Below are 24,451 nucleotides of genomic sequence, written 5' to 3'. Positions count from 1 at the left end.
CCAGGAACACGTGATGTGTTCCCGGTTCAGAGGCTCTTGCCCGTCGGACGTGAAGTCCGCCGTGCATCCTGAACCCGGCTTTTCGATTCCACTAAGCGGGCGCGCAGCCGCCCTATGCGCTCCCGGGGAGACACCAAAGAGCCCGGCCGCCCGGAATTCCCCTTCCTGGGAGTTCTCCCCGGATACCGGCCGCGGCCCCCGGACGGAAGCAGCGGGCTTACCCAAACCCGGCGAAGAACCCCTCTGGCCGGCAGAGATGGGAGGACTGGCAGAAATTGTCAGTTTGTGATGATATTTTAGGATTAGTTTCTCTTGTTGACTGGAAGGATTTGTAATATAATAAAATTTGTCTAAAGTTTGGCGGGTTACATAAACCTGCTGAGGATTTGAAATGCGAATGATAAGAAGTGTGTAAATATACATAGATCGAGAAAGACAGTGGAAAGCGGGGATGTATGAGGGGCTGCTGTTAGGTATCATCAGGGAAAGGATTATTATGATACATAAAACATGCAAAGTGCTGATGTCAGGGATTCTGGCGTTTGGCATTTTATTAAATACTGCGGGTATGGCTCTGGCAGAGGAGGGGGCGGGGATTCCGGATGACTGGCCTGAGGCTCCGCAGATCATGGGAGACGCCGCGATTCTTATGGAGGCCGGTACCGGGACGGTTTTGTATGAGAAGAACAGTTATGAGCGGCATTATCCGGCCAGTATTACTAAGATTATGACGGCGCTCCTTGCTTTGGAAAACTGTTCCATGGATGAGATGATTACTTTTTCACACAATTCGGTGTATGATATTGATCCGGGCTGTTCGATTATCGGCGATATCGACGAGGGAGATCAGCTTTCCATGGAAAAGACCATGTACGGCATGATGCTGAATTCGGGAAATGAAGCGGCATATGGCATTGCGGAGCATGTGGCGGGAGATCTGCCTTCCTTTGCGGAGATGATGAATCAAAGGGCCCGGGAGTTGGGCTGTCTGGATACTCATTTTGTCAATGCCAATGGGCTGCATAACGACGATCACTATACGACCGCTTATGATATGGCGCTGATCTCCAGGGAAGCGCTGAAAAATGAAGAGTTCCGTAAGATTGTGCGGACGGTACGTTACACGATAGAACCGGATGCGTATTGCGAGGAACCCAGGTATATGAAGAATCACCACAAGATGCTGCCGGGCGGGGCTTATGAGTATCCCGGCTGTATTGGAGGCAAGACCGGTTATACGCTGCGGGCGAACCAGACCCTGGTTACGTTTGCCAAACGCAACGGAATCGAACTGATTTGTGTCACCTTGAATGAAACCAGTCCGAATCAGTTTCTGGATACACAAGCGCTGCTGGATTATGGTTTTGACCAGTTTCAAAGGGTTAATGTGGCTGATGTGGATACCCGCTATCAGGCTGGACAGGAACCAGGCCTTTTTCCGGATCAGTTCATGGACGCAGCGCCGTTTCTGAAACTGAATCCCTCCGACTATGTGGTGCTGCCCAAGTCCGCAGATTTCGCTAATGCCACATCAGAATACCAGCTGTCGGGCAATGGAGAGGACGCGGGTACGGTTAAATATTACTATGGAGGGTATCCGATCGGTTCTGCGAAAGTCGTGGTGGATGTGACGGAAGCATCTGATATTTTTCCGGTGAATGCGTCCGCAAACAGCGGAGTATCGGCAAGCGGAACAGAGGGTAAGGATTCTGATAAAAAAGAAGCCCGGGAGGAGAAAAAGTCTCACCCGCTGCGCACATTTTTTATCGTGATCGGCGTGATACTGGGAATAGCCGCGGTTTTATTTGCGGCGGCGTTGATCCGGGTGCGCATTCTCCGAGAGAAGCGCCGGAGGCAGAAACGCAGAAAATACAGACGGTAGTCAAAAGGGGACATGTCCATTTCGGTTTGGGACATGTCCAAATCGAAAATAAATAGTACTTGACAAATTTATTTGTAACTGTCATAATTACAGTTACAAGATGAAAGAGGATGAGGGACGCATATGAAGAAAATATGGATCATTGGATTCTTGTTTCTGTCGGCATTCTCCATATATGGCTGTTCAAAACAGCAGGATAGTCAGGAGAAGACGGATAAGATCAGTTATCAGAAATTAACGCCGGAAGAGGCAAAAGAGATGATGGATACCCAGGATGATCTGGTGGTTGTGGACGTCAGAAGGCAGGAGGAATATGATGAGAAACACTTGGAGGGCGCAGTCCTGATACCGTTAGATACCATCGCGGATGAGCAGCCCGAACAGCTCCCGGATCTGGATCAGCCCATTCTGGTTTATTGCAGAACCGGGGTGAGAAGTAAAGCATCCGCAGAAAAATTAGTGGACATTGGCTACACGGCGGTTTATGATATTGGTGGAATCGTGGACTGGCCTTATGATACAGTCAGTGAAAACTAGGAGGAATCGATATGACGGGAGAATTTGCGGTGGCAGTGCATTCACTTGTTTTTTTAAATCACATGAAAGAGACGGTATCCAGCGAGGTACTGGCAAAAAATGTATGCACAAATCCTGCAAGAGTGCGTAAAGTTCTGGCGAAGCTTAAGAAAAAAAATCTGGTGCTTACCAAGGAAGGCATCGACGGCGGGTATTATTTTGATCAGGATCCGAACAGGGTAAACCTGGCGGATATCTGTGAAGCCCTGGAGATCAAGGCGGTAGATTCATCTTACCGGTCCGGCGACCCGGATGTGGAGTGTATGATTGCGTCCGGAATGGCGGGCGTGATGGATGATATTTACCAGACATTGAATCAGAATTGTATGGAATCCCTGAAAAAAATCACCATAGCAATCATCGACGAGGAATTGCAAAAGAGAAAAAAACAAAAAGCCTCGGGCTGACAGGAACGGATATGGTTCCTGCGGAAAGGAAGAGTAAATGAAGAAAAAAATAATTATGACAACCTTAGGACTCTTACTGGTATTGGCACTGGCTGCATGCGGCAGTACAAAGGAGACGGCGGACAGCAAGACGCCGTCGGCAGCCGGCTCACAGGAACCAACGGCAGCACCCTCACAGGATCAGCAGACAGCGGCACCGGAGGAGAAAGCGCAGGCAGAGGTAACCCCCGGAACCGACGCGGCAGGAGAATCTGAGAATGACGCACAGACGGCCAGTTTTCAGAATTTTACCACGACCGATCTGGATGGAAATGAAGTGACCCAGGAGATATTTGCCGGCGCGGATCTGACCATGATGAATGTCTGGGCGACTTTCTGTGATCCCTGCATCCGTGAAATGCCGGAGCTGGGTGAACTGTCAACCGATTATAAAGATAAAAACGTGCAGATTATTGGGGTAGCCTTTGATACGCTGAACCAGGATATGAGCATCTATCAGGAACAGGTGGATCTGGCCAAGGAAATAGCGGAAAAAACCGGCGCCAACTATCTGCATCTGATTCCCTCCGCAGATCTTCTGCAGGCGGGCCTCATGGATATCGTGGGCGTGCCGACCACCTTTTTCTTTGATAAGGATGGAAATCAGGTGGGCGAACCGGTAGTGGGTTCTAAAAATAAGGAAGTCTGGGCTTCTATTATTGACGAGCGGCTGGCGATGCTTAAGTAAAGCAGAAAAGAAATATAAGGATTACGCGGAAAGAAACTGTCCGTAAAATTAAGGGAATCTTCATATATCATTAAAGATATCCTAAGCCCGTACATGTATGATATTCTTAAACAGGCGCTAAGCGCGCATAAGGATATCATAAATGGGGGTACGGCAAATGCAGCAGGACAGGAAAAGAACTATTTTATTACACGGAATTGGAAGTATCTGCTTCTTTCTATGTGTGTACATCATATTTAAAATAACGGGAATCTCTCCGCTCAGCGGATTCCATACGGATATCCGGTTAGACGAGATAAATGTGATACCGTTTTGGGGAATCCTGGATCTTATTCTGACAGCGGACGGGGGCGAAGGGATCAAGTTTGCGCTGATCAATATCATCGGCAATGTCCTGTTGTTCTGTCCGCTGGGCTTTTTACTGCCGCTGTTGTGGGAAAGGTACGCGGCGTGGTGGAAGACTTTGGCCGTAGGCGCGGGCCTGTCGGTACTGATCGAGTGTACACAGCTGTTTCTAATCCGCGGGACGGATGTGGATGATGTATTATTGAATTCTCTTGGTGCCCTGGCCGGATATGGAGCTTATCGAATAGCGGGCTTTCTGTGGAAAAGATTTTGCTTCTGCTTTCGTATCGTTCCGGGCAAAAGATGGGAAAGAGCAATCAACAGGCTGGAACCGTGGATTTATTTTGCGGCGGCCTATATTGGAATCATAGCGGTGGGATTCTATGAGAGGAATTTGTATCTGAATATGTAGAGCAAGAAACCGGCCGGGCGGCTATGGACATGCGAATGCGGAAAATACACATTCGCTGCCCCATAGCCGCCCGGCCGGTTTGCGCGTATCACCTGAACAGCTTACCGCAGATGTTCTAAGGCATCCAGATCCCCTGCCTGAATAAACGTTATACCATCAGATATTTTTTCAGAGGGCCAGTCCCACCATTTCAAAGCAAGCAGCCGGTCAATCTTGTCCTGTGAAAACCGAAGCCGGATCGGTTTCGCAGGAACGCCTCCCACAATCGTATAAGGAGGAACATCCTTCGTGACGACTGCGCGGGTTCCGATAATAGCGCCGTCCCCGACGGTAACGCCTGCCAGGATCACGGCCTCGTAGCCGATCCAGACATCGTTGCCGATGGTAATATCCCCTTTATTATCCCAGGCCGCCTCAGGCCCCATTCCGTGCGCCCATTCATCATAAAAAAGCGGAAACGTATAGGTGGATAAAGAGCCCAGCGTGTGGTTTGCGCTGTTCATTAAAAATTTTGCGCCGCAGGCGATGGAACAAAACTTACCAATCTTAAGCCTGTCTTTGTTAATGGGATAGTGATACAGTACGTTATTCTTCTGAAAATCCCTCGGGTCCCGGACGAAATCATTATAAATCGTAAAATCGCCTACTTCGATATTCGCATGCCCAATCACATTTTTCAGGTAGACGATCTGGGTATCTCCGACCCGTGGATATATTTTATTACTATCTGGAATAGTCATTTTAAACTCCTTCTTTTTTTAATATGATTCAGACTATCCCAGTAAAAGCAATGCACCGCTTCATAAAAACACCCCTTCTTCTCTAACTTCAGAGCACTCTCATTATAACACAGCCGGTCAGAAATTAATATGGCGAATGTATTCTGCCCATGGAAATAAATCCCATTTAAAAATAAACCGGCAAATATTGACGGTCTATTTTATTTACGGTACAGTGAAGGGGTCGGGTATAGAGGAGTGATACATATGAAAATAAAAGTGAACGGAATAGAGCTGGCGTATGAAAAGTCAGGGACAGGCAGTCCGGTCATTTTTCTGCATGGCAACGGGGAGGATCATACAATCTTCCGGGAAACAATAGATCAACTGGCTTCCGATTATACGGTATACGCGTTGGACAGCCGCGCTCACGGGGAGAGTTCCGCGTCGGAGCATCTGAGCTATTCCCTGATGGCAAAGGATGTGGTGTGTTTTATCCGTAAGCTGGGGATAAAAAATCCGGTGATCTGCGGATTCAGCGACGGGGCCATCACAGGGATTCTCATTGCCATACATTATCCGTCGCTGTTGGCGGGACTGATCTCCTGCGGGGCGAATATAACGCCGGATGGGTTAAAGGCAAGGTATCGGATCTGGTATCGATTGGTGTATGCGTTTACCGGAGATAAGCTGATCGGGATGATGCTGAGGGAACCGCATATTCCGGGCCCGGAGCTTTTGCGGATTCAGATACCGGTGTTTTTAACAGCCGGGGAAAATGATGTGATCCGGCTGCAGCATACCAAACGGATCGCGGCGCATATGAACCGGGGAACTTTGAAGATCATAAAAGGGGAAAATCATGGAAGCTATGTGATTCATTCGGTAAAATTATACCGGATCATACTTCCGTTTCTGCAAAAACTGAATTTTTGACAAAAAAAGTGAAAAAAGTATTTCGAAATTTGTCAGGAAAACTGTACAAATTATGGTAAACCAGTTATAATAAAAAAATAGGAAATCCACAAGGGAGGAGCGGCCGGTGAAAAAAAACAGAATGATCGGGCTGGGATTGGTTATAGTTATGTGCGCGCTGGCGGTAATGCCGGTGAACGCGACAAATTCAGCTCAGGTGAAACAGCAAAAGCAGCAGACCCAGAGCAAGCTGGATGAAACGAATAAGAACATCAGTGATCTGGAAAATAAAAAGAAAAAATTACAATCGGAAATCAATGCGCTGGACTCGCAGCTGGTACAGGTACTGGCAGAGCTGGGCATCCTGGAAAATGATCTGGCGGAAAAAGAAGCGCAGATCGAACAGGCCCAGATCGATTATGAAAACGCGGTTGAAGAACAGAACCGCCAGTACGAGGCGATGAAACAGCGGATCAAATATATGTATGAGCAGGGAGATACGATGATGCTGGAGGTACTGCTCCAGGCAGACAGTATTTCCAATATGCTGAATAGAGCGGATTATGTAAATCAGATGTATGATTACGACCGCCAGAAGTTAGAAGAGTACAAAGCGATCACCGAGGAAGTAAAACGCCTGGGCGAGCAGCTGCAGGACGAAAAAGAAGAGCTGGAGCAGATGCAGCAGGACTATCAGAACCAGCAGGCGGAACTGCAGGGGATGCTGGATAAAAAGAAGGCGACGGCCGGCAATTATGAGGCGCAGCTCTCCGACGCCAAGGCGAAGGCGAAAGAGTATCAAAGCCTGATTCAACAGCAGAATGATCAGCTAAAGAAGATAGAAGAAGAACGAAAACGGCAGGAGGCAGCGGCGGCAGCCGCCGCCCAGCAGAACAATAACGCGGGCCAGGGAACGGGCGGCGGCTCAGGTTCCGGAGGCAGTTCAGGTTCCGGCGGTGGTTCCAAGCCTTCCGCATCCGGAAGCGGAATGGGAAGCCAGATCGCAAACTTTGCATTACAGTTCGTTGGCCGCCCCTATGTGCTGGGCGGGACAAGCCTGACAAACGGGGCGGACTGCTCCGGATTTATCTGGGCGGTATATAATAACTTCGGTATTTCGGTGCCCCGTACCTCAGGAGCGCAGGGTTCAGGCGGAAGGGCAGTGTCCTTCGACGATATCCAGGCGGGGGACGTGCTGTATTACGGAGGGCATGTGGGAATCTACATAGGCGGCGGCCAGATCGTACACGCCAGTACGCCGTCCAGCGGCATCAAGATCAGCAGTGCGACCTATAAGACCATTATCTCTGTCAGGAGATATGTCTGAGAATAAATCCTTGAATAGGAAGTGGCGGTATGCAGTTGAATGAAACAACGATACGGTCCGGACAGGATCAGTTACCTTTGAGCGTATGGCTGGCCGGTCCGGAAGGGGAAGCAAGAGGGATTGTGCAGATCGCTCACGGAATGAGCGAACATAAAGAGCGCTATGAGGATTTTATCAGATTTCTGTGCGGGCATGGATTTGTCGTGCTGATCCACGACCATAGAGGCCACGGCAAGAGTGTCCGGAAGAAGGACGACCTGGGATATTTTTATGAGAACGGCGGGGAAGCGCTGGTGGAGGACCTGCATCAGCTGACCTTGTGGGTGAAGGAGAGGTATCCGGATCTTCCGTTTTTCCTCTTCGGACACAGCATGGGTTCCCTGGCGGTCAGAGCCTATACAAAAAAATATGACCGGGAGCTGGACGGCCTGATGGTCTGCGGCTGCCCGAGCTATAATCCGGCAGCGAAGATGGGCAGGGTCCTGGTGCGCGCCATGGCGAAGTTTAAAGGAGAACGTCACCGGAGCCCGAAGATGAACCACATGATGTTCGGCGCGTTCAATGCGCCTTTTCAACCGGCCGATTCTGAATTTGCCTGGATTAGCCTCAATGAGGAAAATGTAAAGGCTTATGATGCGGATGAACTCTGCGGATTTATTTTCACCTTGAACGGCTTTGAGAGCCTTTTGGACATTATGCTGGCGGTGTATGATCCGAAGGGGTGGAAAGTAGAGCGTCCGGGTCTTCCGGTATGGTTTTTATCAGGAGATCAGGATCCGTGTCTGACAAGCAGGGAGCGGTTTCTCGAAGCGGTGGGACTGATGAAGCAGGTTGGCTATCAGAATGTCACTTATAAGCTTTACGAGGGCCTGCGCCATGAGATTTTGAATGAGAAATGTAAAGAAACGGTCTATCAGGATGTACTCGAAAAGTTGGAAGAATGGATCGGAAATATTCAGCGGTAGAGCACATATCCTATAGCAGGAAACCAGAATTAAATTCCGGAAGGGCGGCGGTGAGCCGTCCTTTCGTGTATTTTATCAGCAATCCGGAAAACCGGGCATTTGCGGACATCAATTGGCACTGGTTTATTTTGACCGGTTATGAACCGACCGGGACCAACCTCCGAATCGTCTGCGCCACCTATGGAGAACGCAGGACCGCGGATTTTAACACACTGTGGAATACCGGAAAAGAAGAGCGGGGAGGAATGCCGACCGTCCGGGAATAACGGGGAGATCCGCAAAATGTCCGCAAACTACTGGATAAGATCAGAAAAATGAATTACAATGTGCTTATAAAGAAAGGGGGCTTACCTGTGAAAAATTATGAAAGTCTGCTGGAATCGGCTATGGGGAGTAAAAAAAGCGCACTGGTACTGAAAAACGGAAAGATCATCAATGTATTTACCGGCGAAATCCTGTCCGGGGATATTGCGGTGGAGGATGGATATATCGCAGGTATCGGGACGTATGAGGGGGAAAAAGAGATCGATCTGGAGGGCCGGTATGTGGCGCCCGGATTTATCGACGCGCATCTGCATCTGGAATCCACGATGGTGACGCCGCCGGAACTGATCGAGAACGCGGTGGCCTGGGGGACGACGACCTATGTGGTAGATCCGCATGAAGCGGCCAATGTAAAAGGAAAAGACGGAATTGACTATATACTGCATACGACGGCCCATGTGCCGGCTAACGTGTATGTGATGATGCCTTCCTGCGTACCGGCCACGGCGTTTGAAGACAACGGGTGCGTGTTCCGGGCGGAGGATATGAAGGAGTACCTGGATAATCCCAGGATACTGGGGCTGGGAGAGGTGATGGATTATGTCTCGGTGGTGAACGGCGCTCCCGATATGGTGGAAAAGCTGAATCTGTTCCGCCATAAAACCATAGACGGCCACGCGCCGGGGCTTTCGGAGAAAGATCTGAACACCTACGCGCTGGCGGGAATCCAGACCGATCATGAATGCGTGGATTACGAATACGCCATGCGGGAGCGCAGGCTTGGAATGCATGTGCATATCCGGGAAGGCAGCGCGGCAAGAAATCTGGAAGCCCTGGTAAAAGGGATCGTGGAAAATAAGGTTTCCACGGAAGGATTTTCTTTCTGTACGGACGATAAACATATAGAAGATATCCGAAGAGAAGGCCATATCAGTTACTGTATCAAAAAAGCGGTAGCCTTAGGCATTCCGCCCGTTCAGGCGATCCGGATGGCTACCATTCAGGCGGCCAGGTGTTATAAACTGGATCATCTGGGCGCGGTGGCGCCTGGCTATCAGGCCGATCTGGTGATTCTTCAGGATCTGGAGGAACTAAAGATTACGGATGTATACTATAAAGGAGCGCCGGTCAGAGAATATAAAATAGAAAAACAGGCGCTGGCTGCTGAACATCCGCTTAAGAATACCGTCCATCTAAAAGAAATCCGGCCGGAAGATCTTACGTACCGGCCGGGTGAGGCGCCCCATGCGGCGGTTCAGCTGCTACCGGGCCAGATCGTGACGAAGAAATTCTATGGAAACCTGCCCTGTGAGGAAGGATGTTTTAAACAAAATGCGGAGTACAATAAACTGGCTGTTCTGGAACGCCACCATGCCACCGGCAAGATCGGAATAGGCGCGGTGATAGGATTTGGCATCCGGGATGGAGCCATCGCCTCCTCTGTCTCTCATGATTCTCATAATATATCTGTGATCGGGGATAACGATGAGGATATGCTGCTGGCTGTCAGGGAATTGGAGCGGGTGCAAGGCGGATATACCATCGTATCCCGGGGAAAGGTGCTGGATACACTTCCGCTGCCGATCATGGGCTTAATGAGCGACGACGGTTTTGAACAGGTCAATGAACTTTTACAGCGGATGACAAAGACTGCGCATGAAATGGGAGTGCCCAAGGGAGTGGAACCGTTTGTCACGCTGTCCTTTATCGCGCTGCCGGTTATCCCGGAGATCCGTGTCACTCCAAGAGGCCTGTTCGATGTGACCGCCTTTTCCTTTGTCAAATAAACAGGCGGCCGGATGGAAAATTGAATGTAAGAAAGAATTGAATGTAAGGAAGAAAAGAGGAAGAAACAGCATGAACATACAGGAAATCAAACTGACGACTAATCCGGGAGCCTCCCTGACGGCCTATATGCCGGAGGTTCACTCCGAATTGGCAAATATCGAACGGAGGCCCGGAATCCTGGTTATTCCGGGGGGAGCTTATATGTTTCTGTCGGCCCGCGAAGCGGAGCCGGTGGCGCTGGCCTACGCGGCCCAGGGCTATCATGCCTTTGTCCTTCGCTATTCGGTGGGAAAGGAACATCACTGGCCCCAGCCGCTGGAGGACGCACAGGAGGCCATGCAGGTAATCATATCCCATGCGGAAGAATGGAAAGTGGATGAGAAACGGATCGCGGCAGTTGGCTTCTCGGCCGGTGGACATCTGGCCGCCGCGCTTGGAACCATGGGGTCGATCCGGCCGGCCGCCTTAATACTGGGGTACCCCTGTACCCTGGACAGCTTGGGGAAGATTCTGGTATTTCCGGTGCCGGGGCTGCCGGATAAAGTGGATGATAAAACCCCGCCCGTCTTTTTATTTTCCACGTATGAGGACGACGTGGTGCCGATCAGCAATTCCGTCCGCTTCCTGGACGCGCTGAACCGCAACAGAATCCCTTTCGAGTGCCATATCTTCCAGAAGGGCTGCCATGGGCTGGCGCTTGCGAAGCCGCTTACATCCGCCGGTTTCAAACAGAATGTGGAGGAAGACGCCGCCAAGTGGTTTGACTTAAGCGTCTGCTGGCTCCACAATCTGTGGGGGGACTTCCCTTCGGAACATTCCAAGTCCAGAAGAAGGGCCAGCGACATGAAAGAATACAGCGTGAATGTAACCGTGGAAAGCATGATCGGCAATCCGTCGGTAAAAGAGCTGCTGCTCCAGGTAGCCCCGGCTCTGGCCGATCCGGATATGATGGATCAGGCGGCGCCTCTGACGGTCACGCAGATTAACCGCGAGATAGCGGAGCAGTACCGTTTGTCCCAAGAACAGATGGAACAGTTAAACGCCGCGTTAAAAGCGATACCTTACACAGAAAGCTAGAGGGACACGTTATGAAAAAATTATTGGCTGTGATAGATATGCAAAAGGATTTCATCGACGGGGCCCTGGGGACGCCTGAGGCCCAGGCTATCGTTCCCGGGGTACTTGAGAAGATACGGCAGTATCACAAGGCGGGCGATGATATTGTATTTACCATGGATACTCATACACCGGATTATCGGAATACCCAGGAAGGAAGAAAACTTCCGGTACCCCACTGTATCAAAGGGAGCGTGGGTTTTGAACTGTCCGAAGAGCTTTTGCCCTACGCATCGGTAGTTTTTGAGAAACCCACCTTCGGAAGTGTCACCCTGGCCGAATATGCGGCGGGAGGGGAGTATGAACAGATCGAGCTGATCGGACTGTGCACGGACATATGTGTGATTTCCAATGCGCTGCTCCTGAAGGCGTATCTTCCCGAGAGCCGGATTACGGTTGACTCGAAGTGCTGTGCGGGAGTAACGCCTGAATCCCATCAGAATGCCCTAGAAGCTATGAAGATGTGTCAGATCGAGATTCGATAAAGAAGCCGAAAAGCCGGGTTCAGGAACCGAGCCTCTGAACCAGGAACACGTGAAGTGTTCCCAGTTCAGAGGCTCTTGCCCGTCGGACGTGAAGTCCGCCGGTCATCCTGAACCCGGCTTTCTGATTCCATTAAGCGGGAGCACAGCCCTATCTGCTTTCCAGAATCTTATCGATGGAAACCAGCTTCACACAGAGGACAAACAGCTCCGTAGCCAGCGCCAGCTCTTCTGTAGTCGGGAAAGAAGGAGCGATACGGATATTGCTGTCCTTAGGGTCCTTTCCATAAGGGTAGGTTGCCCCTGCGGGGGTCATAACCACTCCTGCTTCTTTGGCTTTTTGGACAATTGCTTTCGCGCAGCCTTCCATGGAGTCAAAGGAGATGAAATATCCGCCCTTCGGACGAATCCATTCGCCGATGCCCAGTCCGCTCAATTCCTTGTCAAAAGTATCCACCACAGCCTCGAATTTTGGCCGCATGCTGGCCGCATGTTTTTTCATATGCTCGGTAATGCCGTTTAGGTTCTTGAAATAGCGCACATGGCGAAGTTCATTTAACTTGTCGTGACCGATGGTCTGTACGGTCATGTGTTCCCGGATCTCCTTTAAGTTCGCATCGGAAGCGGCGATGGCGGCGACTCCGGAACCGGGGAAACTAATTTTGGAAGTGGAGGTGAATTTATAAACGAGATCCGGATTACCGGCCTTCTCGCACTCGGTCACCAGCTCGATCAGGACGTCCTGATCGTCATCGTAAAGGTGATGTACACTGTAGGCATTGTCCCAGAAGATCCTGAAATCCTTCGCGGCGGGTTTTAAGCGGGCAAAACGGCGCACCGTCTCATCTGAATAGGTGATGCCCTGAGGGTTGGAGTATTTCGGCACGCACCAGATTCCCTTGATCGCGTCATCTTCGCCGGCCAGCTTCTCAATAAGATCCATATCCGGGCCGGTAGGGAGCATGGGGATGTTGATCATTTCTATACCAAAATATTCCGTGATTTTAAAGTGACGGTCATAACCGGGAACCGGACAGAGGAATTTCACCTTATCCAGCTTCGCCCAGGGAGTGCTGCCGAGGACACCGTGGGTCATGGCATGGCTGACCATATCAAACATAACGTTCAGGCTGGAATTACCGAAAATAATAATTTTATCAGCGGGAACTTCGATCATGGATGCGAGGAGCTCTTTGGCTTCCTGGATACCATCGATAACTCCGTAATTTCTGCAGTCGATCCCGGCCTCACATTTTAAATTGGTTGAGCTGTTCAGAACGTCCATCATTCCCATAGAGAGATCCAACTGCTCCGCCGAAGGTTTTCCGCGGGACATATCCAGTTTCAGCCCTTTACCCTGGAAAGCTTTATATTGTGCTTCTAATTCGGCTTTTAAAGCCAATAAATCATCGTTGCTCATTTCCTGATAACTTTTCATAATATAGCGCATCCTTCCTTTTTTACTCTTAATTTCACATTATACCCCAGAATTTAATCCAGCACAACGGTGAATTATAAAAAGTATACGGAATCCTGTTAAGTCATAGAAGAGAAAATCAGATGGAAAACGAATAATTTACAAGAATTTAATTTCCAAACCGGGGGAAACCCTATATAATAATATGTAGGAACCGATTCAGGAGGACAGTTTATGCCTGCGATGTATACACATCACGCTTTTGCAAAGGAGGTTCGTGAGCGGCTTCGGCCGCCTTATCGGAAGACAGCAGATACTTTTGAGAATGAATATATGATTGGAGCCCAGGGACCGGATTTTTTATTTTTTTATTATCCTTTTACGAAAAACAAGGTGAAGGACGAAGGGGAAAGAATTCACCATGAGGCGGCCCGCCTGCTGTTTGAGCCGGCGCGGGACATAGTGCGGGAGAAAGGGATTGACAGTGCTTACGGCGCTTATGCGATGGGACTTTTATGCCACTTTATGCTGGACAGCAGCTGTCACGGCTCGGTGGAGGAACAGATCGGTCACACCGGCCTGTCCCATGCGGGGCTTGAGGGGGAACTGGACCGTATGCTGATGCTGCGGGACGGATTGGACCCGGTATCCTATTACCCCGCCGGATTTATGAATCCGGGCCCGTCTTGTGCGGCGGTAGTAGCGTCGTTTTATCCGGGAGTTGCGCAGGAAAAAGTACATAAATCATTGAAAGCGCTGAAATGGTATAAAAACTTTTTGGTTGCGGAACATAAGGGAAAACGGTTTGCACTGGAAACGGGCATGAAATGCACCGGGGTATACCACAAATTTGGCGGCCTGATGATGGGAACCGCCGCCGATCCGAGAGCGGAACAGGCCGTCAGCCTGTTTTACCGCCTGTATCAGGATGCTGTCGGCAATACGGCGCGGCTGATCAGGGACTATATGGACGGTGTCATAACGAAGGAACCGCTGGCAAAAAGGTTCGAAAGAAATTTTGAATAAGGAAACATAGAAGGACAGGGAAGAGACGCAAAGATGCGTAGGAAAAGAGATGAGTAGCTACAGCGGTGAGCAGGAGGAGGAAGATAAGTGGAGAAACAAACATTGACTAGAATGGAAAAACAATGGATTTTGTATGATGTGGGGAATTCCGCATTTATCATGCTGGTTACAACGATCATTCCAATCTATTATAAAAATATCGCCCTCGCGGAGGGGGTATCGCTGGCACACTCCACCGCTTATTTTGGATATGCCACTTCGATATCAACCCTGATCGTAGCGCTGTTGGGGCCGATCCTGGGGGCGATATCGGATACGAAGGGATATAAAAAACCATTGTTTACCCTGTTCCTTGTAATCGGAGTGCTGGGCTGCGCGGCTCTGGCGCTGCCGGTACCCTGGCTGGCTTTTCTGGGAATATTTGTGGTGGCCAAGGTGGGATATAATTCTAGCCTGATCTTCTATGACTCCATGCTGACCGATATCACGACAAAGGAGCGGATGGACGAAGTTTCCTCCCAGGGATACGCCTGGGGCTATATCGGCAGCTGTATTCCGTTTACCATCAGTCTGCTCTTTGTGTTGTTTGCGGAGCCCATCGGTATCTCGGCTACCACCGCTACGATGATCGCCTTCTTATTAAACGCCGTTTGGTGGTTTGGGATCACCATTCCGCTGTTAAAAAACTATAGACAGAAATACTTTGTGGAAGTACAGAGCCATCCGTTTAAAGAAAGCTTTGTGCGGATTATCAAAATGTTGAAAAACATCCGGAAGGAAAAGGGGATCTTTCTCTTCCTTCTGGCCTTCCTGTTTTACATTGACGGTGTCTATACCATCATTGAGATGGCTACCTCCTACGGCAAAGACGTGGGCATCGGGGATAACAGCTTGCTGCTGGCATTGCTGCTGACCCAGATCGTCGCATTCCCCTGTTCCATCTTATTTGGAAAGCTCTCCAAGAAATACAGGACCACTTCCCTTATAAAAATAAGCATCATCGGTTACACGGGAATCGCGGTCTTCGCCCTTCAGTTAGATAAAGCCTGGGAATTCTGGTTCCTCGCGGTCTGCGTAGCGGTCTTCCAGGGAGCTATCCAGGCACTGTCCCGGTCCTACTTTGCAAAAATTATACCGGAAGAACAGGCCGGCGAGTATTTCGGCCTCTACGACATTTTCGGTAAAGGCGCCGCCTTTATCGGCACCATGCTGATGGGAGTCTCCACCCAAATCTCAGGCAGTTCGAAAACGGGAGTCTTTCTTCTGGTATTTATGTTCGCGGCCGGTTTCCTCCTATTCCGCAAAGCGGATCAGGTCAACAGCCGGTCCTTGTCAGAAAGGAAATCCATATGACCGATATCATCATAGGCGCGATCCTCATAGCAGCAGTGATCCTGGCCTCAATCAAAATTTATAAAAATCATAAGAATGGAGGATGCTGCGGCAACTGCAGCGGATGCAGCGGCTGCGCAAAACAAAATGATACACATTACAAAAGCCGAAAAAAATAAAAAAGACAATCTGTCCCTGCTTTTACTGGCAGATCCCGATGAGAGCATGATCGACCGTTACCTGGAAGAAGGGGACCTGTATCTGATGAAGGAGCAGGAGAAAACCATCTGTGCAGCCGTGGTAGTCCGTCTGTCCGACACCGCCTGCGAACTGAAGAATCTGGCGGTATCTGAAGAACACCGGCATCAGGGAAATGCAACTGCCATGATGCTTTATCTCTTCTACATGTACCAGCTTCTCTATGAGACCATGTACGTGGGCACCAGTGAAAAGGTAGTCCCCTTCTATCAGAAGCTGGGCTTTGCATATGACCGTACCCTGCCCGGTTTTTTTACAGAGAATTATCCGGAGCCTATCTACGAGGACGGAGTATTGTGCGAGGATATGATTTATTTGAAAAAAGATTTGAAGGTTGCCGGGCATTGTTGTGGGGGATTTGGGGACGGGCGCGCGTGAGGCGGCAGTTTCCGGGACGGGCAATGGCTGATGGCGGGCTTTTGGGGCCGTGAGGCGGCCGTACTGCCGGGTGGGGAGCGAAGCTTACCCGGGCCGCGGGATATTGGCCGGCTGCGGGGGCTGTGGGCTTGCGCCGGCAGCTGCTAAACGGAAACAGGACATCGGATACAGGAACCGGGCCTATTCATCAAGAACGCATGATGCGTTCTCGATTCAGAGGCCCTTGCGTGTCGGCGGTGAACGCCGCCCCGCATCCTGTATCCGATGTCCTGTTTCCGTTAAGCAGCTGCACGGCCGCCCAATGCCCCCGCAGCCGGCCAATATCCCGCGGCCCGGGTAAGCTTCGCTCCCCACCCGGCAGTACGGCCGCCTCACGGCCCCAAAAGCCCGCCATCAGCCATTGTCCGTCCCGGAAACTGCCGCCTCACACGCGCCCTGCACTAATTCCGGCCGTTGAGTGCCCGAATGAATAAAAAAGGTTATGGACAGTAATATGTAATTATGGCACGAGATGAGTTGTTTGACAGTTCGGTATGATGATAATAAAATGGAAAAAGTTAAGCTGTGTTTGTCCGCCTTTGGCGGGGAGAGTGGATTCGATAAAGATTGATTTACGGAGGAGACGAATGGAATTTCAAAAGGTTGATTTGATAGAGGCCAAAAGACAGATTGACTCGACATTGCACAAATTAAAAGAAACAATTAATACTTTGGAAGCAAAAGAAAAGGCAGAGAGATATAAGTCACAAATTACATTAGCCAAAAGGCGGGTAAAGGCATTTGAAATTGCGAATTACCTTATAGAGAGTGAACTTGCTAAGAAGTAAATGAATATGTACGGATCGAAGGACAAATAGTATCACCGGGAGTATACTTCTATCGCAAATTTATAAGAATGGGGGTGCGGACTTTTCTGGACGGTTTAAAATACCAGCCCGGAAAAATGTCCGCACCTCTACTCATTTATAAATTAATTGTGTGTCTATAAACAACGGCGCATTTTGTCATTTTATAGCCTCCCATATTTAGTGCTTTGAGTCCAATAGAACAATTTTTTTTATTGATGCAAACATTCCAGGATAAGTTTCATAAATACCATAGTAATGAACTTCTATCAACTGTCCTACATCACTTTCTGATAAGATTAGTTGCTTATTTTCTTCATCTCTAATATCCAATTCATTTAATTTTCCGATACTGTAAAATGATTTTTTCTCATTCACGTCCTCTGCCATAAGTCCTGAACTATCGAACTCTGTAATTCGACATATCTTAATTGATATTTGAGGACGATTTACATAATTAATGATATATTTCACTGTAATAACAGTGAAGCATAATCCTATCAAAAAGAGAATTGTGTACACTAAACTTTTTTTCATATAATAACCTCAAATAAAATATGTAATTATTACCTAATTTATAAGGTCACCGATCTACAACATTTGTTCAATAATGATCCATTACATTACTTCAATCAGTTCGGTTGTGATACGGGCGGCACAGTTATGGTATCCGTCATTTAACGATCCAGCTATATGTACACCGAATGCAACTCAACCATTTTCATCCCAGTAAACATATAAGGGAGCCACTATCGCCATGAGCCTCATCGCCAGTATCCCTTTCCGATAATTTGTTTAATGGTAATAATACAGAATATGTAAAGAACTTAGATTAAACCATCCCCAACACTTCCCTCTGTTCTTATTTCTGAGAGTCATACATGAAGCGAATGAATCGTTATAAGAGGTATATGATTAATCGAAAGAAAACTTTTGACTATATTATAGCATAATAAATTCTATCATATATCGGTAATTCCCGAATCCTACGTTCCATATTGAATCAAATACTCATAATTGGCTATTTTTTCAATAGAGCCCTTCATACATATGACCAGGAAAATACGCATTATGATTTAACATAACAATATGAAAGCAATATTTGTCACCAAAGTAAGGATACTCGGAGCGGAGGGGGCCGGGCGGGACTGGGCTGGGGAACCTGGGGCGGGCTGGGGCATTGGGCGGCCGTGCAGCTGCTTAACGAAAACCGGGCATCGGATACAGGATGCGGGGCGGCGTACACCGCCGACACGCAAGGGCCTCTGAATCGAGAACGCATCATGCGTTCTTGACGAATAGGCCCGGTTCCTGTATCCGATGCCCGGTTTTCGTTTAGCAGCTGCCGGCGCAAGCCCACAGCCCCAGCCCGCCCCAGGTTCCCCAGCCCAGTCCCGCCCGGCCCCCTCCGCTCCGAGTATCCTGGCCCCTATGAAAAAATTCCTCCAAATTTTTAAAGAATTGCTTAAGAAAATCTTTGGTTTTATATATGCGTGCATTTTAGAATCTCATTTTATGATAGGTACATCACAAAGAGAGAGAATGTTTTGGATTATGAGGAGGAAATACGAATGGGAATGGATATGATTACACAATACTTTGTGCAGTATGGAGCGATAGCCATTTTTGTGATCGTTCTGTTGGAATATATGAATATGCCGGGATTTCCAGCCGGGATTATTATGCCGCTGGCCGGTGTGTGGGCCAAGGGAGGGGGAATCAGTTTCGCGATGACGATTCTTTTGACCGTGGCGGCGGGTTTGGTTGGCAGCTGGATTCTGTATGGCTTGGGAAGACTGGGAGGAGAGTTCTTTTTAAACAAATTTCTTAAGAAATTTCCGAAGCATGAAGAAGCGATTAATAAAAATTTTGATATGTTGAGACGAAAGGGAAGTATCGGGGTATTTATCAGTAAGCTGCTTCCGATGGTCCGGACCTTGATCTCGATTCCGGCGGGAGTGCTAAAAATGGATTTTGTGAAATATACGGTGGCTTCGCTGCTGGGTGTGTTTGTATGGAACTTCTTTTTCGTAGGCGCCGGTTACCTTATGGGTGACGCGGTATTCAAGATTTTATCATAAGGGGGATAAAAAATGAGAATAGCGATGTTGACAAATAATTATAAACCATTTATCGGAGGAGTACCAATTTCAATTGAAAGGCTGGCGCAGGGCCTAAGAGAACTGGGACACGTGGTGTATATTTTTGCCCCGTCTTATGAAAATCAGGAGGAGGAGCCCTATGTGATCCGCTATAAGTCCTGCAAAAAGAAAATGGACGGCGGGATGTATATTCCCAATATTTTTGACCGTGAGATCGAGGATCAGTTCCGGCTGCTGCAGTTTGATGTGATTCATGTGCATCATCCCATGCTCATCGGCTATACGGCTCTTTATCTCGGGAAAAAGTACAAAATTCCGGTAACGTTTACTTACCATACCAGATATGAACAGTATCTGCATTACCTGAAACCCTACGGGAAACTGATGCAGCGCTACCGGCAGGAACGGTTCGAAAGTCTGAGAAAAATGGAAGAGAAAGTGTTTTATTACAGCACGCAGGTGGTGATGCCGGGTTATACGAAATGGTTCGCCAACCAATGTGATCTGGTCTTCGCGCCGACTCCTATGATGCGGGATTACCTGCTGGAACAGGGGACCGACACACCGATTCAGGTTCTGCCCACGGGGCTTAACCGGTCCTATTTTGACAGTGATGAGAGAGTCAGCCGGGAGCTTCGAAATAAGCTGGGCGCTGGTAAGCCCTACGTGTTCTGCACGATCGCGAGGCTTGCGAAGGAAAAGAATCTGGATTTCCTGATGGATACCATGTTTGATCTGAAACAACGGTTTGGCAGCCGGTTCCGTCTGCTGGTGATAGGAGACGGACCGGAGCGGGAACACCTGCAGAGCCGGATCGGCGAGCTGTGTCTTATGGATCAGGTGCTTTTATTGGGCAATGTCCCCAATGAGCAGATCAAGTATTACTGTAAGGCCTGCGATTTGTTCCTGTTTGCTTCCAAATCGGAAACCCAGGGAATCGTGCTGTTGGAGGCGATGGCGGCCCAGGTTCCCGTAATCGCAGTAAAAGCTTCCGGCGTGGTGGATGTGGTTAAGAACGGCCGGAACGGCTACATGGTGTCGGAAAGCAGGGAAGAGATGGTGGATAAAATCTGCCGGACGCTTGAGAATCCGGTCCTCTATGACCAGCTCGCCCAGGGAGCGCAGGAGACGGCATGGGAATATTTGAATACGAATATTGCCCGCCGGGCCGAGGCAGGATATCAGGATGCAATTGTCTGGAATTTGAGAAGGGGGTATCGTCATGCAATGGCAAACGATGAAGCATAATATATTAAATCATTTGTTTGGTTCATATCTGAAGCTGATCGAACGGACCTGCCGCATCCGGTTTGTCAATGAGAACTGTGTGAGCTTTGGTCATATTGTTGGCTTCTGGCACGGAGACAGTTTTTTAATGAATCTGGCGCTTAAAAATTTTGCGAAACGGGAGGCGGATATAGAAGTTATTGTAACAGCCGATGAACGGGGTGATTATATTGAACATCAGATCAAAAAGTTCGGGGCCGGGGCTTTGAGAATGCCGGACGGATTCCGAATGAAGCCTTTTTTGAAGGAGCTGATGAGGGAGAGCGGGAAACCGAACACCATTATGGCGGTTTCTCTGGATGGACCGCTTGGACCCCGGTATGAACCAAAGAAGCTGGCATTTATGCTGGCGGAGAATGGACAGAAGAATTTTATCGGCGTCCGGATCGAACCTTCCCGGGCGATTCACCTGAGAAAGCGCTGGGATCAGTACGCGATACCGCTTCCATTTACCAGTATCACGGTAACCCTGCATGATTTTGGAATGATAACAAAACAGGATTTGAAAGAATTCAAAGAGTACAGGAACTATGTCAGGGAACGGCTGGTTCCGAAAGAAGATACGGCAGAAGAAGGAAATACACAAGCAGATACAAAGGAAGACCTCTTAAATGTCTGTACAGCCGGTTCTTTGCAGAACGTCAAAAGCGTGATATAATGGCGAATGAAACAAAATTCGCAATGGAACAGCTGGAGGTCAAAGAAAAAATGGACGCATATCACGTATTGGTAGTGGAAGATGATCAGGAGATCCGCGATGGAATCGAAATCTATTTAAAAAGCCAGGGTTACGAAGTATATAAGGCAGCCGACGGAGTGGAAGGACTGGAAGTGATTGAAAATCACGAGATACATCTGGCGATTGTAGATATTATGATGCCGAGAATGGACGGTGTGACGATGGTTATGAAGCTGCGTCAGACACATGATTTTCCGGTGATCATGCTGTCCGCGAAGTCCGAAGAAGTGGATAAGATTATGGGACTTAACATGGGAGCGGATGATTATGTGACAAAGCCGTTCACGCCTCTGGAGCTGCTGGCCCGTGTGAATTCCCACCTGCGCCGCTATTCCAAATATTTGGAAGCGCTGGGCGGCAAAAAGCAGGAACCAAGTGAGCATGTATATACAATCGGAGGACTGGAACTGAATGAGGATACGGTGGAAGTTACCGTGGATGGAGTGGCGATTAAAACAACTCCGATTGAATTTAAAATATTGCAACTGTTAATGAAAAATCCCGGACGGGTGTTTTCGGCGGAAGAAATCTATGAACGCGTATGGAATGAACGGGCAATCAATACCGATACCATTATGGTCCATGTGCGTAATATCCGTGAAAAAATCGAAATCAACCCTAAGGAACCCAAATATTTGAAGGTGGTGTGGGGTGTTGGATACAAAATTGAAAAACAATCATAAATTAGGAATTATACTGATCGTCCTGACGATCTTGATCCCGGCGATCGCGATCGTAGCCCTGTATCCGGTGGCAAAATCACAGGCGAACCGGTATCAGGAAACACATCGTGAAGATTACGAAGTGACGACCTCGGTAGAGCAATACGTGGGATATGATTATATCGACCGGCTCTACAACAGCAGTTACGTATTGTACTTGGATCTGCAGAAAAAACAGGGAAACGCCGATACGGCGGTGGATCTGTTCGTACCGAATTTAACGGATTATTACGGAAGTTCCACGGAAGAATATTCCTCCGTCCGGTCCAGGATAAATGAGATGCTGGAGGAATACCGCAGTAGTTTGGTAGGCCTGATGGATACGGTGGACTACTACGCTGTTGACAAACTATCACAGAATACGGAGACCAATACGGTAAATGATCTGTCCCGGCTGCTGAAAGGCGCCACTGCGGATATTGAAAAAATAAAAGAACTGTACGACTGCTATCTGATTCTGGATTTTGATGAAAACGGGGATATATCGGTAATCGGCAGTTATGAGATAGACCGGGAAAGCGCATATCGTGAGATCCAGGAGAAACGGCATGAAAATGCCTATACCAATTATTATGGGGACAGCGGATCCGGAATCGAGCTTGCGTCTCCGAAAAATATGCAGATCGTATACGCGATTAAGATCCCGATGATGACAGAGGCGGATAATGGCAATCAGTGGTGGTATCAATACTCGATCTATAATAATATCGGCTATAGCTGGCTTATGATCATCGTCCTGGCGATCATCGGAGCGGTCGCGATACTGCTGCCGCGAATGAAGAAGCTGGGAGTGGGAAATGAAAAAATATTCCGGGCACCCATGGAATTTGGTATCATTGGTATCTGCATCGTATTGAATGCCTATGCCGGGCTGATCAGCATGATGATCGATGTGAATCTTGGCTACGCCCAGTCAGCGCTTTTAGACGCCGGTTTCACATACGGCTTAAGTGAAGGAATACCTTATGCTTATAATATCCTTGGATGGGCGGCGGCCTTCGCCCTCTGGTACTGGTCGGTCACTATTTTGCAGCCGGTATTTACACTGGGACTGCGGCGCTACATCAAAGAACGCAGCTTTATTTACAAGATCTTTCCGTTTATCAAAAGACAGACAAAACGTTTCTTCGCCTTTGTGGCCGATGTGGATCTGACGGAACACATGAACAAGACGATCTGGAAGATTGTGCTGATCAACTTTGTAGTGGTGACCATCATTTGCTGCATGTGGTTCTTCGGAATCTTCGGAGTTATCGTATATTCGGTAATCCTGTTCGTCTCCCTGCGAAAATATTTCAGCAGGTTAAGAGAACAGTACAAGACGCTGCTTCAGGCTACGAATCAGCTGGCGGAAGGAAATCTGGACATAGAGATCAACGAGGATCTGGGCGTATTTAACCCCTTCAAGGGAGAACTGCAGAAGATCCAGTCGGGCTTCAAAAAAGCGGTGGAGGAAGAGGTCAAGAGCCAAAACATGAAAACGGAGCTGATAACCAATGTCTCTCACGACCTGAAGACCCCTTTGACCGCCATCATCACCTATGTGGATCTGCTGAAAGATGAAAATATCACTGCGGAAGAGCGCCAGTCCTACATCAACACGCTGGATAAGAAATCCCAGCGGCTGAAGGTACTGATCGAAGACCTTTTCGAAGTCAGCAAAGCCACGACCAAAAATGTAACGCTGAATATCATAGAGGTAGACATCGTCAACTTGCTAAAACAGGTAAAATTCGAACTGGAAGAAAAGATACAGACCTCCACCCTGGATTTCCGCTGGAATCTGCCGGATGAAAAGGTGATCTTAGGACTGGATTCCCAGAAAACTTATCGTGTCTTTGAAAACCTGATCAACAACATTTTAAAATATTCAATGCCGAACAGCCGTGTATACATCGACGTGACAAAAGCCGGTGAACATGTACAGATCACAATGAAAAATGTCTCTGCCACGGAACTGAATTTTGACCCGGAAGAAATCACGGAACGTTTTGTACGGGGCGACCTGTCCAGAAATACAGAAGGCAGTGGACTCGGACTGGCGATCGCTAAGAGCTTTGTAGAACTTCAAAACGGCAGCTTTACGATCGACATCGACGGGGATCTGTTTAAAGTTACGCTGACCTGGTAATAGGGGAGAAAGCCTTTCCTAAGTTCCTGCCACAAAGCCGCTAAAATGCGGCTTGGGCAGGGGCGCGGGGTTCTTCCTCGGGTTTGGGTATGCCCGCTGTTTAAGGGCCGGGATGCTCCGGATGGCCGGATTCCTTTGTGTCTCCCCGGGAGCGCGGAGGGCTTGCGCTGGCTCCCGCTAAGTGAAATCAAAAAGCCGGGTTCAGGAACCGAGCCTATTCACCAGGAACACGTGATGTGTTCCCGGTTCAGAGGCTCTTGCCCGTCGGACGTGAAGTCCGCCGGTCATC

25 protein-coding genes are annotated in these 24,451 nt (G+C 48.7%); 22 read left to right on the top strand and 3 right to left on the bottom strand.

The features are described 5' to 3' along the window. Positions 1-496: 496 nt before the first annotated feature. The 5 genes from KTH89_RS23450 (at position 497) to KTH89_RS23430 (ending at position 4,349) form a co-directional block, all read left to right on the top strand. A complete protein-coding gene (locus KTH89_RS23450) occupies positions 497-1,882 on the top strand; it encodes a D-alanyl-D-alanine carboxypeptidase family protein (RefSeq protein ID WP_238723318.1) in 1,386 nt (461 codons plus the stop codon). Between the two features lie 123 nt (positions 1,883-2,005). Then, positions 2,006-2,419, top strand: a complete 414-nt coding sequence (locus KTH89_RS23445) for a rhodanese-like domain-containing protein (RefSeq protein ID WP_158347829.1) — start codon at positions 2,006-2,008, stop codon at positions 2,417-2,419. Positions 2,420-2,430: 11 nt separating this feature from the next. Continuing rightward, positions 2,431-2,865 (top strand): RrF2 family transcriptional regulator, encoded by a 435-nt coding sequence (locus KTH89_RS23440; RefSeq protein ID WP_158347827.1) that lies wholly within the window; start codon positions 2,431-2,433, stop codon positions 2,863-2,865. Between the two features lie 37 nt (positions 2,866-2,902). Beyond that, entirely contained in the window at positions 2,903-3,592 is a 690-nt protein-coding gene (locus tag KTH89_RS23435; protein WP_238723317.1) for a TlpA family protein disulfide reductase, read from the top strand. Between the two features lie 157 nt (positions 3,593-3,749). Further along, entirely contained in the window at positions 3,750-4,349 is a 600-nt protein-coding gene (locus KTH89_RS23430; protein ID WP_238723316.1) for a VanZ family protein, read from the top strand. A gap of 101 nt (positions 4,350-4,450) precedes the next feature. Here the strand turns inward: KTH89_RS23430 and KTH89_RS23425 are convergent, their stop codons facing one another. Continuing rightward, positions 4,451-5,083, bottom strand: coding sequence for a CatB-related O-acetyltransferase (locus KTH89_RS23425; protein ID WP_334300834.1), 633 nt, complete (start codon positions 5,081-5,083; stop codon positions 4,451-4,453). A 252-nt stretch (positions 5,084-5,335) separates the two neighbouring features. Here KTH89_RS23425 and KTH89_RS23420 point away from each other — a divergent pair, with 252 nt between their 5' ends. The 7 genes from KTH89_RS23420 (at position 5,336) to KTH89_RS23390 (ending at position 11,928) form a co-directional block, all read left to right on the top strand. After that, positions 5,336-6,004, top strand: coding sequence for an alpha/beta fold hydrolase (locus KTH89_RS23420; RefSeq protein ID WP_158347821.1), 669 nt, complete (start codon positions 5,336-5,338; stop codon positions 6,002-6,004). Between the two features lie 106 nt (positions 6,005-6,110). After that, the gene (locus tag KTH89_RS25060; RefSeq protein WP_158347819.1) at positions 6,111-7,310 is read left to right on the top strand and encodes a C40 family peptidase; all 1,200 of its coding nucleotides are present in this window, start codon (positions 6,111-6,113) and stop codon (positions 7,308-7,310) included. Positions 7,311-7,339: 29 nt separating this feature from the next. Continuing rightward, a complete protein-coding gene (locus KTH89_RS23410) occupies positions 7,340-8,275 on the top strand; it encodes an alpha/beta hydrolase (RefSeq protein ID WP_158347817.1) in 936 nt (311 codons plus the stop codon). Positions 8,276-8,325: 50 nt separating this feature from the next. Next, entirely contained in the window at positions 8,326-8,541 is a 216-nt protein-coding gene (locus tag KTH89_RS23405) for a hypothetical protein (protein ID WP_238723314.1), read from the top strand. Positions 8,542-8,628: 87 nt separating this feature from the next. After that, the gene (ade, locus tag KTH89_RS23400) at positions 8,629-10,326 is read left to right on the top strand and encodes an adenine deaminase (RefSeq protein WP_330655108.1); all 1,698 of its coding nucleotides are present in this window, start codon (positions 8,629-8,631) and stop codon (positions 10,324-10,326) included. Between the two features lie 70 nt (positions 10,327-10,396). Then, on the top strand, positions 10,397-11,404 hold the full coding sequence (locus KTH89_RS23395; protein WP_238723313.1) for an alpha/beta hydrolase: 1,008 nt from the start codon (positions 10,397-10,399) through the stop codon (positions 11,402-11,404). A gap of 11 nt (positions 11,405-11,415) precedes the next feature. After that, positions 11,416-11,928: a cysteine hydrolase family protein gene (locus tag KTH89_RS23390; RefSeq protein WP_238723311.1), complete on the top strand. Its 513-nt coding sequence runs from the start codon at positions 11,416-11,418 to the stop codon at positions 11,926-11,928. A 148-nt stretch (positions 11,929-12,076) separates the two neighbouring features. On the opposite strand, the gene KTH89_RS23385 is transcribed toward KTH89_RS23390, so the two are convergent. Further along, complete coding sequence (locus tag KTH89_RS23385; protein ID WP_238723310.1) at positions 12,077-13,363, bottom strand: aminotransferase class I/II-fold pyridoxal phosphate-dependent enzyme; 1,287 nt, start codon at positions 13,361-13,363, stop codon at positions 12,077-12,079. A gap of 213 nt (positions 13,364-13,576) precedes the next feature. On the opposite strand from KTH89_RS23385, the gene KTH89_RS23380 reads away from it, so the two are divergent. The 5 genes from KTH89_RS23380 (at position 13,577) to KTH89_RS23360 (ending at position 17,163) form a co-directional block, all read left to right on the top strand. Next, positions 13,577-14,368 carry a zinc dependent phospholipase C family protein gene (locus tag KTH89_RS23380; protein ID WP_158347803.1) on the top strand — a complete coding sequence of 264 codons (792 nt, stop codon included), beginning with the start codon at positions 13,577-13,579 and terminating at the stop codon, positions 14,366-14,368. Between the two features lie 87 nt (positions 14,369-14,455). Beyond that, complete coding sequence (locus KTH89_RS23375; protein ID WP_238723309.1) at positions 14,456-15,721, top strand: MFS transporter; 1,266 nt, start codon at positions 14,456-14,458, stop codon at positions 15,719-15,721. Further along, complete coding sequence (locus KTH89_RS23370) at positions 15,718-15,879, top strand: FeoB-associated Cys-rich membrane protein (protein WP_158347799.1); 162 nt, start codon at positions 15,718-15,720, stop codon at positions 15,877-15,879. Before KTH89_RS23375 ends, KTH89_RS23370 begins: the two co-directional genes overlap by 4 nt. Beyond that, on the top strand, positions 15,848-16,336 hold the full coding sequence (locus KTH89_RS23365) for a GNAT family N-acetyltransferase (protein ID WP_238723308.1): 489 nt from the start codon (positions 15,848-15,850) through the stop codon (positions 16,334-16,336). Before KTH89_RS23370 ends, KTH89_RS23365 begins: the two co-directional genes overlap by 32 nt. A gap of 626 nt (positions 16,337-16,962) precedes the next feature. Further along, entirely contained in the window at positions 16,963-17,163 is a 201-nt protein-coding gene (locus tag KTH89_RS23360) for a hypothetical protein (RefSeq protein ID WP_238723307.1), read from the top strand. 198 nt (positions 17,164-17,361) lie between these two features. Here the strand turns inward: KTH89_RS23360 and KTH89_RS23355 are convergent, their stop codons facing one another. Next, positions 17,362-17,718, bottom strand: a complete 357-nt coding sequence (locus KTH89_RS23355) for a hypothetical protein (protein WP_238723306.1) — start codon at positions 17,716-17,718, stop codon at positions 17,362-17,364. 1,034 nt (positions 17,719-18,752) lie between these two features. Here KTH89_RS23355 and KTH89_RS23350 point away from each other — a divergent pair. The 5 genes from KTH89_RS23350 to KTH89_RS23330 are packed head-to-tail and all read left to right on the top strand — an operon-like array spanning position 18,753 to position 24,162. Beyond that, on the top strand, positions 18,753-19,262 hold the full coding sequence (locus KTH89_RS23350) for a DedA family protein (protein ID WP_238723305.1): 510 nt from the start codon (positions 18,753-18,755) through the stop codon (positions 19,260-19,262). A 12-nt stretch (positions 19,263-19,274) separates the two neighbouring features. After that, positions 19,275-20,531, top strand: a complete 1,257-nt coding sequence (locus KTH89_RS23345) for a glycosyltransferase (RefSeq protein WP_238723304.1) — start codon at positions 19,275-19,277, stop codon at positions 20,529-20,531. Beyond that, positions 20,506-21,228 (top strand): lysophospholipid acyltransferase family protein, encoded by a 723-nt coding sequence (locus tag KTH89_RS23340; protein ID WP_238723303.1) that lies wholly within the window; start codon positions 20,506-20,508, stop codon positions 21,226-21,228. Before KTH89_RS23345 ends, KTH89_RS23340 begins: the two co-directional genes overlap by 26 nt. A gap of 50 nt (positions 21,229-21,278) precedes the next feature. Then, on the top strand, positions 21,279-21,992 hold the full coding sequence (locus KTH89_RS23335) for a response regulator transcription factor (protein ID WP_238723319.1): 714 nt from the start codon (positions 21,279-21,281) through the stop codon (positions 21,990-21,992). After that, complete coding sequence (locus KTH89_RS23330) at positions 21,961-24,162, top strand: histidine kinase dimerization/phospho-acceptor domain-containing protein (RefSeq protein ID WP_238723302.1); 2,202 nt, start codon at positions 21,961-21,963, stop codon at positions 24,160-24,162. Before KTH89_RS23335 ends, KTH89_RS23330 begins: the two co-directional genes overlap by 32 nt. Positions 24,163-24,451: the final 289 nt, after the last annotated feature.

The sequence above is a fragment of the Diplocloster agilis genome, assembly GCF_019042275.1.
Lineage (GTDB): Bacteria > Bacillota > Clostridia > Lachnospirales > Lachnospiraceae > Diplocloster > Diplocloster agilis.
This window is presented reverse-complemented; position numbering and strand designations above follow the sequence as displayed.

Coding starts and splice junctions, on each gene's coding strand:
- KTH89_RS23450 (WP_238723318.1), top strand. CDS start 497: ATGATACATAAAACATGCAAAGTGCTGATGTCAGGGATTCTGGCGTTT.
- KTH89_RS23445 (WP_158347829.1), top strand. CDS start 2,006: ATGAAGAAAATATGGATCATTGGATTCTTGTTTCTGTCGGCATTCTCC.
- KTH89_RS23440 (WP_158347827.1), top strand. CDS start 2,431: ATGACGGGAGAATTTGCGGTGGCAGTGCATTCACTTGTTTTTTTAAAT.
- KTH89_RS23435 (WP_238723317.1), top strand. CDS start 2,903: ATGAAGAAAAAAATAATTATGACAACCTTAGGACTCTTACTGGTATTG.
- KTH89_RS23430 (WP_238723316.1), top strand. CDS start 3,750: ATGCAGCAGGACAGGAAAAGAACTATTTTATTACACGGAATTGGAAGT.
- KTH89_RS23420 (WP_158347821.1), top strand. CDS start 5,336: ATGAAAATAAAAGTGAACGGAATAGAGCTGGCGTATGAAAAGTCAGGG.
- KTH89_RS23410 (WP_158347817.1), top strand. CDS start 7,340: ATGCAGTTGAATGAAACAACGATACGGTCCGGACAGGATCAGTTACCT.
- KTH89_RS23395 (WP_238723313.1), top strand. CDS start 10,397: ATGAACATACAGGAAATCAAACTGACGACTAATCCGGGAGCCTCCCTG.
- KTH89_RS23390 (WP_238723311.1), top strand. CDS start 11,416: ATGAAAAAATTATTGGCTGTGATAGATATGCAAAAGGATTTCATCGAC.
- KTH89_RS23385 (WP_238723310.1), bottom strand. CDS start 13,363: ATGAAAAGTTATCAGGAAATGAGCAACGATGATTTATTGGCTTTAAAA.
- KTH89_RS23380 (WP_158347803.1), top strand. CDS start 13,577: ATGCCTGCGATGTATACACATCACGCTTTTGCAAAGGAGGTTCGTGAG.
- KTH89_RS23370 (WP_158347799.1), top strand. CDS start 15,718: ATGACCGATATCATCATAGGCGCGATCCTCATAGCAGCAGTGATCCTG.
- KTH89_RS23365 (WP_238723308.1), top strand. CDS start 15,848: ATGATACACATTACAAAAGCCGAAAAAAATAAAAAAGACAATCTGTCC.
- KTH89_RS23360 (WP_238723307.1), top strand. CDS start 16,963: ATGGAATTTCAAAAGGTTGATTTGATAGAGGCCAAAAGACAGATTGAC.
- KTH89_RS23355 (WP_238723306.1), bottom strand. CDS start 17,718: ATGAAAAAAAGTTTAGTGTACACAATTCTCTTTTTGATAGGATTATGC.
- KTH89_RS23350 (WP_238723305.1), top strand. CDS start 18,753: ATGGGAATGGATATGATTACACAATACTTTGTGCAGTATGGAGCGATA.
- KTH89_RS23345 (WP_238723304.1), top strand. CDS start 19,275: ATGAGAATAGCGATGTTGACAAATAATTATAAACCATTTATCGGAGGA.
- KTH89_RS23340 (WP_238723303.1), top strand. CDS start 20,506: ATGCAATGGCAAACGATGAAGCATAATATATTAAATCATTTGTTTGGT.
- KTH89_RS23335 (WP_238723319.1), top strand. CDS start 21,279: ATGGACGCATATCACGTATTGGTAGTGGAAGATGATCAGGAGATCCGC.